This window comes from Nonomuraea sp. NPDC054003, from assembly GCF_055585125.1.
In genome coordinates this window covers 25,490-32,432 of sequence record NZ_JBVJKR010000031.1, presented here as the reverse complement: position 1 = coordinate 32,432, position 6,943 = coordinate 25,490, and the positions used below count along the sequence as shown (strand labels likewise).

The window sequence follows — 6,943 nt, the reverse complement described above, 5'->3', positions numbered from 1 at the left end:
CCGATGTTGGCCGGCAGCGGGTTCAGATGCCGCAGATGCGCCTGGGCCACCTTCCCGCCCGCCGCCCGCACCCGCCGCACCCCAGCGGCGATCGCCCCGTAGGTGGAACCCCACCCGAGCACGAGTACCCGCGCGTCCCCATCGGGGTCGTCCACGGTCACGTCCGGCACGTCGATGCCGGCCACCTTGGCCGCGCGCAACCGCACCATCCGGTCATGATTGTCCGGATCGTAGGAGATGTTGCCCGTGCCATCGGCCTTCTCGATACCGCCGATGCGGTGCTCCAGACCGGGCGTGCCGGGGATGGCCCACGGCCGGGCCAGAGTCTCCGGGTCACGCTGGAACGGCAGGAACGCACCGTCCTGGCCGTTCGGCTCGGTGGTGAACGGCACGCTGATGTCCGGCAGCGCGGCAACTTCCGGCAGCCGCCACGGCTCCGACCCGTTGGCCAGATACCCATCCGACAACAACATCACCGGCGTCCGATAGGCCACCGCGATACGAGCCGCTTCCACCGCCGCGTCGAAACAATCGCTGGGCGACATCGGCGCGATCACCGGCACCGGCGACTCGCCGTTGCGGCCGAACAACGCCATCAGCAGGTCGGTCTGCTCGGTCTTGGTCGGCATCCCGGTGGAGGGGCCGGCCCTTTGCACGTCCACCACGATCAGCGGCAGTTCGGTGGTGACCGCCAGGCCGACCGTCTCGGCCTTCAACGCCACGCCGGGACCGCTGGTGGTGGTCACCCCGAGCGCGCCGCCGAACGCCGCCCCGAGCGCCGCACCGACACCGGCGATCTCGTCCTCGGCCTGGAAGGTGCGGATGCCGAACTGCTTGTGCTTCGACAGCTCGTGCAGGATGTCCGAGGCCGGAGTGATCGGATACGACCCCAGGAACAGGGGCAGCCGGGCTTGGACGGCGGCGGCGATCAGGCCGTAGGCCAAAGCTTGGTTGCCGGAGATGTTGCGGTACACGCCCGGCGCCAGCCGGGCCGGCTTCACCTCATAGGAGACCGAGAACGACTCGGTGGTCTCGCCGAAGTTCCAGCCGGCCTGGAAGGCGGCGATGTTGGCCTTGGCGATCTCCGGCTTCCGCGCGAACTTGGTCTCCAGGAAGCTGATGGTCTGCTCGGTCGGGCGGTGGTAGAGCCAGGACAGCAGGCCGAGCGCGAACATGTTCTTGGCGCGTTCGGCGTCCTTCTTGCTGATGTCGAAGTCTTCCAGCGCCTTGACCGTCAACGACGTCAAAGGCACGGAGTGCACCCGCCACTCGGCCAGCGACCCGTCTTCCAGGGGGCTGGCCGGGTAGCCGACCTTGGCCAGGTTGCGCTTGGTGAACTCGTCGGTGTTGGCGATGATGTCCGCGCCGCGCGGCAGATCGGCCAGGTTGGCCTTGAGCGCGGCGGGGTTCATCGCCACCAGCACGTTGGGGGCGTCGCCGGGGGTGAGGATGTCGTGGTCGGCGAAGTGCAGCTGGAAGCTGGACACGCCGGGCAGGGTGCCGGCCGGGGCGCGGATCTCGGCGGGGAAGTTGGGCAGCGTGGACAGGTCGTTGCCGAACTCGGCGGTGCCCGCGGTGAACCGGTCACCGGTGAGTTGCATGCCGTCACCGGAGTCACCGGCGAACCGGATGATCACCCGATCGAGTTGCTGAACCTGCTTGGTCACAGCTCAGTCCTCCTCGACGCGCCTGAGCGCATCGCTTCTGGCGCGTTCTCTTTTTCCATGCTAGATCCTCGGGAGGTCGCGCGTTTGCACACCGCCCAAAGCGGGTAAACGCAGTGAAATTCAGGATGCGGCGGCAGAAGGGCGACACAGCCCCGCTGCAAGCCTGCAGAGGTCTACATGCAGGCGCGCGAAGAGGACAGTTCGGGTCACGAGCGCCAACTATACGTCCCCCTGTCGCATGACCTAAGTCAGGGGCTGCTTGCGCACGGGTGAGATCCCTGACTCGTAGAGCTGCCCAGCCTGCATCCCCGCCGTCCCGTACAACTCTGGAACGGTGACGAAGGTGTATCCCTTTCCGGCGAGCCGTTCAAGGATGTCCGGAATCGCGGTGACGGTCGTGTCGCGAGTGTCGTGCAGGCGCACGATCGCGCCCCGGTGCGCCCGCTCCACCACCCGGTCGGCGATCTCGGCGGAGTCCCTGTCGCGCCAGTCGAAGGTTTCGAGGTCGGCGCCCACCAGCGTCAGCCCCTGCTCGCGGGCGACGTTGCGCAGCTCGGTGCTGACCGATCCGTACGGGGCCCGCACCAGCGTCGGCCGCCGCCCGATCGTCGCGGTCACCACGTCCTCGGTGCGGGCCAGCGAGTCGGAGATCTTGCTGGAGGGCAGCCGGGCCAGGTCGCGGTGCGCGTACGAGTGGTTCCCGACGAGGTGGCCCTCGGCGCTCATCCGGCGCAGCAGCCCGGGTTCGCGGGCCGCGTTGCTGCCCACGGCGAAGAACGTGGCGCGGGCGCCGGCCTCCCGCAGCGTGTCGAGCAGCCTGCCGGTCTCGGGCCCCGGGCCGTCCTCGAAGGTGAGGGCGATGCACTTGGCCTCCGTGCAGTCGACGGTGCCGGCCCGGTTGCTGGCGGCGGCGGGCGCGGGGGAGGGCGCCGCCGCCGGTGGTTCGGCCACCTGCTGCCCGGCCAGGCGGGCGGCCCGCTGGGCGCGCCGTCCGGTGTCCGAGAGCAGCGGCCACGCCTGGTCGGCGGGGACGGCCACGGCCAGCCTGCCGAGCGAGCACGGGCCGAGCTCGCAGTCGTCGAACTCCACCACCAGGTCGCCTTCGGCGTTGAAGGCCATCGAGTCGAACCGGTCGCGGCTGGGTGTCACCTGGCCGTGGTCCACCTCCGGCCCGCGGTCGCCGAGTCCGGCCTTGACCAGCCGGGCCACCTCGTGCAGCGCGGGGCTCCCGTTCAGCAGGCCGGTGGAGTCCATGGCCCGGCGGGTGTTCGTGTCGTACCAGAACGTCGTGGTGGCGTGGTCCCAGCCGGTGCCGTGGGAGCGGCCGGCCCGCAGCCGCACCCCGATCGCGTCGCCGGCGGCGGCGAGCTGCCAGTCGACGTTCAGCTCCGGGCGGGACACGCCGCGGGCGGTCTCGCGGAACTCGCGCAGCCGCCGCCGCGCGTCCGCCCGCAGCTTCTCGTTGAGCGGGGCGGCGTCGTCCAGCTCGGGGTAGCTGATGCGCACGCGCCTGGTGACGGGGTCGTCCCCGCTCACCGTGCGGGGCGCGAGCCCGGCCACGGCGGCGGGGTCGACGAACTCGATCCTGGTGGGGTCGGCGGGGACCCGGGTGTCCTGCTGCTGCGGAGTGGCCGAGGCCAGCCCGCACCCGGAGGCGGCCAGGGCCAGCAGGACGATTCCTCCCAAAGATCGAGATTTAGCCATAAATCTGAGCATATGGGGCAGATCTTGTGATTTGCTCATATTTGGGGGTATGGGGCGTTAGCTTTGACTGGGTTACCATCGCGTTCATGGACGGCTACTACGGGTCCTACGCGCTGGTCGCGGTCCTGCTCGCGATCGGCGTCGCCATCGTGGCCGGAGCGCTGATGATCAACCGGCTGCTCCGCCCGACCCGGCCCACGCCCGACAAGCTGACCAGCTACGAGTGCGGCGTCGACCCCGTGGGCGAAGGCTGGGCCCAGTCGCAGGTCCGCTACTACGTCTTCACCTACCTCTACGTGGTGTTCGCCGTGGACGCCGTCTTCCTCTTCCCGTGGGCCACCGTCTTCGACGCGCCCGGCTACGGCGTCACGACACTGGTCGAGATGTTCGTCTTCCTCGGCGTCATCGCCCTCGGCATCCTCTACGCCTGGCGCAAACGCGTCCTGACCTGGACGTAGCTCTCGCCTCTGATCCGCGCAACAATGGCTGTATGGCAGCGACGGATCTCCCGATGCCCACGGTGGGGCCGGTCTCGCGGCTCGCGCCCAAGCCCATGCGGTTCGTGCTCAACTGGGGCCGCCGCTACTCCCTGTGGGTGTTCAACTTCGGGCTCGCCTGCTGCGCGATCGAGTTCATCGCCACCTCGATGAGCCGCCACGACTTCATCAGGTTCGGCGTCATCCCGTTCGCCAACGGGCCGCGCCAGGCCGACCTGATGATCGTCTCCGGTACGGTCACCGACAAGATGGCCCCGGCCGTGAAGCGCCTCTACGAGCAGATGCCCGACCCGAAGTACGTCATCTCGTTCGGCGCCTGCTCCAACACCGGCGGCCCCTACTGGGACTCCTACTGCGTCACCAACGGCGTCGACCAGATCGTGCCCGTCGACGTCTACGTGCCCGGCTGCCCGCCCCGCCCCGAGGCGCTGCTCTACGGCATCACGAAGCTGCAGGAGAAGATCGCCGGAGAGAAGCTCGGCGACCGTTACCTCTGGTCGCGTTCGCAAGGGGAGGAGTCGTGACCGGCTTCGCCGCCGGGCCGCTCGACGGCCGCGCCGAGGTCACCGACTCCTTCGGCGACACCGTCGTCGACGTCGCCCCCGGCGACTGGATCGAGCTGCTCACCCACGTCCGCGACGGGCTGGGCTACGCCTTCTTCGACTGGCTGACCGGCGTGGACGAGCCACCGGACGCGTTCCAGGTGGTCACGCACGTCTACAACCCCGACACCCGCGAGCGCCTGCTGCTGCGCACCGCCGTGCCGCGCGACGACCCGCGCCTGCCCAGCGCCGTCGGCGTCTACCGGGGCGCCGACTGGCACGAGCGCGAGACGTACGAGATGTTCGGCGTGATCTTCGAAGGCCACCCGAACCTGGTGCCGCTGCTGCTGCCCGACGGGTTCGAGGGCCACCCGCTGCGCAAGGACTTCATCCTGGCCGCCCGCGTCGCCAAGCAGTGGCCGGGGGCCAAGGAGCCCGGCGAGTCCGGCCACGGCGCGCCGAGCCGCCGCAAGACGCTGCCGCCGGGCGTGCCGGCCGACTGGGGGTCACCCGATGCTTGACGTGGTGCTGCACTTCGCCGTGATCCTGGTCGTCTTCCTCGCCCTGCCGCTGGTCGTCGGGCAGACCGAGCACAAGGTCATGGCTCACATGCAGTCCCGCCTCGGGCCCATGTACGCCGGCGGCTTCCACGGGTGGGCGCAGCTCATCGCCGACGGCGTCAAGTTCATGCAGAAGGAGGACGTGATCCCGGCCGCCGCCGACCGGCGCGTCTTCATGATCGCCCCCGGTGTCGCGCTGGTGCCCTACCTGGTGGTGCTGATCGCCATCCCCCTCGACGACGGGTTCGTCGGGGTCGACCTCGACTTAGGGCTGTTCTTCGTGCTCGCGGTCATGGGCGTCGGCGTGCTCGGCGCGATCATGGCCGGCTGGGCGTCGGCCAACAAGTACTCGATGCTCGGCGGCATGCGGGCGGCCGCCCAGCTCGTCGCGTACGAGCTGCCGCTGGTGCTGGCCGCCTCCTCCGTCGCGATGGCAGCGGGCACGCTGTCGCTGCCCGGCATCGTCGAGGCGTGGCAGTGGTGGTGGCTGCCGTGGCAGGCGATCGGCGGCGTGGTGTTCTTCGTCGCCGGGCTGGCCGAGCTGCGCCGGCCGCCGTTCGACATGCCGATCGCCGAGTCCGAGATCATCATGGGCCCGATGACTGAATACACCGGCATGCGCTTCGCCCTGTTCATGCTGTCGGAGTACGCCGGCATCGTCGTCCTGTCGCTCCTGACCAGCGTGCTCTTCCTCGGCGGCTGGCAGGGGCCGCTGCTGCCCGGCTGGCTGTGGACCCTGGTCAAGGTGTTCGCGCTGGCCTTCGTCGTCATCTGGCTGCGCGTGACCTTCCCGCGCTTCCGCGAGGACCAGTTGCAGAAGCTCGCCTGGGCCGTCCTGGTGCCGCTGGCGCTCCTCCAGCTCGCCATCACCGGGGTCGTCCAAGTTCTGATCTGAAACTCCCGGTGCCCTCCGTTCGTCTGACCGTACGGGGCCCTTTTCGAGGGGGTTCGATGACGTACCGCTTGACTCCGACCGGCCCGGCTGTCGGCGGCGGCCCGGTCCCGGAAACGGTCCTGACGTGGGACGGCCCGATGCTGGTGGCCACCGCCTGCGACGATTCCGTACGGGTGCGACCCGCCATGCTCTACCGCTACCGCTACGACCGGCGGCAGGCCGGGAGTGACGGGCAGCGGGTGACCGGCCTGGCCGCGCTCGACCGAGACGGCCTGGTCCTGCTGGACCTGCCCGGCGCCTGGCCGCAGGAACAGGTGATCGGCTTCGGCACCGTGGCCGGCGTGCCGGTCGACGGCTGCCGGTTCGAGTCGTCGAAGCGGGTACGCGCCCGGCTGTCCGGCCGCGCCCCCGGGTGGCGGCGGGTTCTCGGCGTGCCCCCGCCGAAGCCGGCGCGGTGGCGGCTGCCGCTGATCTACGCGGCCGGGGCGGTGGGGCTGGCGGTGATGGTGTATTTGGTCTCGGTCGGTGCCTGGGCGGCCTGGCGCGGGCTGTCGGTGGTCGGCCGGGTGCTCATCGACCTGGTCGAGGTGAAATGGCTGGTGGTCGCGTTCAGCCCGCTGCTGCTGGTGCTCCGTCCGATCAAGGCCCGCTGGCGCCGGTACGAAGCGAGCAAGGGCATGCGCGCCGGCCCGCTGGACGGCCCCAACCTGGTGATCGGGGCCTCGAAGGAGCTGGTGATCCACAACAGCGGGGAGCAGCTCGCCCCGCTGGAGATCGGCAGAGCGCCCGGGCGGGCGGCCGGCCTGCTCGCCTACCAGTACGAGGACCGGTCCGGCCTGTTCATCCTGAACCACGCCGGCCGCCCTCTGCACCACATCCCCGGCCCCTGGTCCCCCGAGGACCTGCGCCGCCTCGCCGCCCGCAACGACCTGGACCTGTCGGTGCTCCGGCTCAGCCGCGAGGAGTACATCGACCTGGTCAGGACGTCCAGCCACGGCTCCCCGTGACCTTGGGACCCGCCTTGGTCGGGATGTGCGGCTACGGCTCTCCACGACCATGCTCCCTGGCGGCGGGACGG

The 6,943-nt window shown here is 70.2% G+C and carries 7 protein-coding genes; 5 read left to right on the top strand and 2 right to left on the bottom strand.

Translation table 11 applies throughout. The features are described 5' to 3' along the window. Nucleotides 1–1,667 (bottom strand): 2-oxoacid:acceptor oxidoreductase subunit alpha (locus ACZ6YG_RS44095; RefSeq protein ID WP_466021299.1); only part of this gene is annotated, 1,667 nt, incomplete at its 3' end. Nucleotides 1,668–1,910: 243 nt separating this feature from the next. Next, nucleotides 1,911–3,371, bottom strand: coding sequence for a polysaccharide deacetylase family protein (locus ACZ6YG_RS44090; RefSeq protein WP_466021298.1), 1,461 nt, complete (start codon nucleotides 3,369–3,371; stop codon nucleotides 1,911–1,913). 86 nt (nucleotides 3,372–3,457) lie between these two features. Here ACZ6YG_RS44090 and ACZ6YG_RS44085 point away from each other — a divergent pair, with 86 nt between their 5' ends. From ACZ6YG_RS44085 to ACZ6YG_RS44065, 5 genes are read left to right on the top strand one after another with little or no spacing between them, the layout of a single operon-like run. Then, nucleotides 3,458–3,829 (top strand): NADH-quinone oxidoreductase subunit A, encoded by a 372-nt coding sequence (locus tag ACZ6YG_RS44085; protein ID WP_148036475.1) that lies wholly within the window; start codon nucleotides 3,458–3,460, stop codon nucleotides 3,827–3,829. 32 nt (nucleotides 3,830–3,861) lie between these two features. Continuing rightward, nucleotides 3,862–4,392: an NADH-quinone oxidoreductase subunit B gene (locus ACZ6YG_RS44080; RefSeq protein WP_148036476.1), complete on the top strand. Its 531-nt coding sequence runs from the start codon at nucleotides 3,862–3,864 to the stop codon at nucleotides 4,390–4,392. Next, the gene (locus ACZ6YG_RS44075) at nucleotides 4,389–4,931 is read left to right on the top strand and encodes an NADH-quinone oxidoreductase subunit C (RefSeq protein WP_364232710.1); all 543 of its coding nucleotides are present in this window, start codon (nucleotides 4,389–4,391) and stop codon (nucleotides 4,929–4,931) included. Before ACZ6YG_RS44080 ends, ACZ6YG_RS44075 begins: the two co-directional genes overlap by 4 nt. Next, nucleotides 4,924–5,865: an NADH-quinone oxidoreductase subunit NuoH gene (gene nuoH, locus ACZ6YG_RS44070; protein ID WP_148036478.1), complete on the top strand. Its 942-nt coding sequence runs from the start codon at nucleotides 4,924–4,926 to the stop codon at nucleotides 5,863–5,865. The genes ACZ6YG_RS44075 and nuoH overlap by 8 nt, the downstream gene beginning before the upstream one ends. A 56-nt stretch (nucleotides 5,866–5,921) precedes the next feature. Further along, on the top strand, nucleotides 5,922–6,872 hold the full coding sequence (locus ACZ6YG_RS44065) for a hypothetical protein (protein WP_466021297.1): 951 nt from the start codon (nucleotides 5,922–5,924) through the stop codon (nucleotides 6,870–6,872). The last annotated feature ends 71 nt before the right edge of the window (nucleotides 6,873–6,943 follow it).

Excerpts from the sequence above, each read along its gene's own strand:
- nuoH (WP_148036478.1), top strand. The coding sequence starts at position 4,924 with ATGCTTGACGTGGTGCTGCACTTCGCCGTGATCCTGGTCGTCTTCCTC.
- ACZ6YG_RS44080 (WP_148036476.1), top strand. The coding sequence starts at position 3,862 with ATGGCAGCGACGGATCTCCCGATGCCCACGGTGGGGCCGGTCTCGCGG.
- ACZ6YG_RS44090 (WP_466021298.1), bottom strand. The coding sequence starts at position 3,371 with ATGGCTAAATCTCGATCTTTGGGAGGAATCGTCCTGCTGGCCCTGGCC.
- ACZ6YG_RS44085 (WP_148036475.1), top strand. The coding sequence starts at position 3,458 with ATGGACGGCTACTACGGGTCCTACGCGCTGGTCGCGGTCCTGCTCGCG.
- ACZ6YG_RS44065 (WP_466021297.1), top strand. The coding sequence starts at position 5,922 with ATGACGTACCGCTTGACTCCGACCGGCCCGGCTGTCGGCGGCGGCCCG.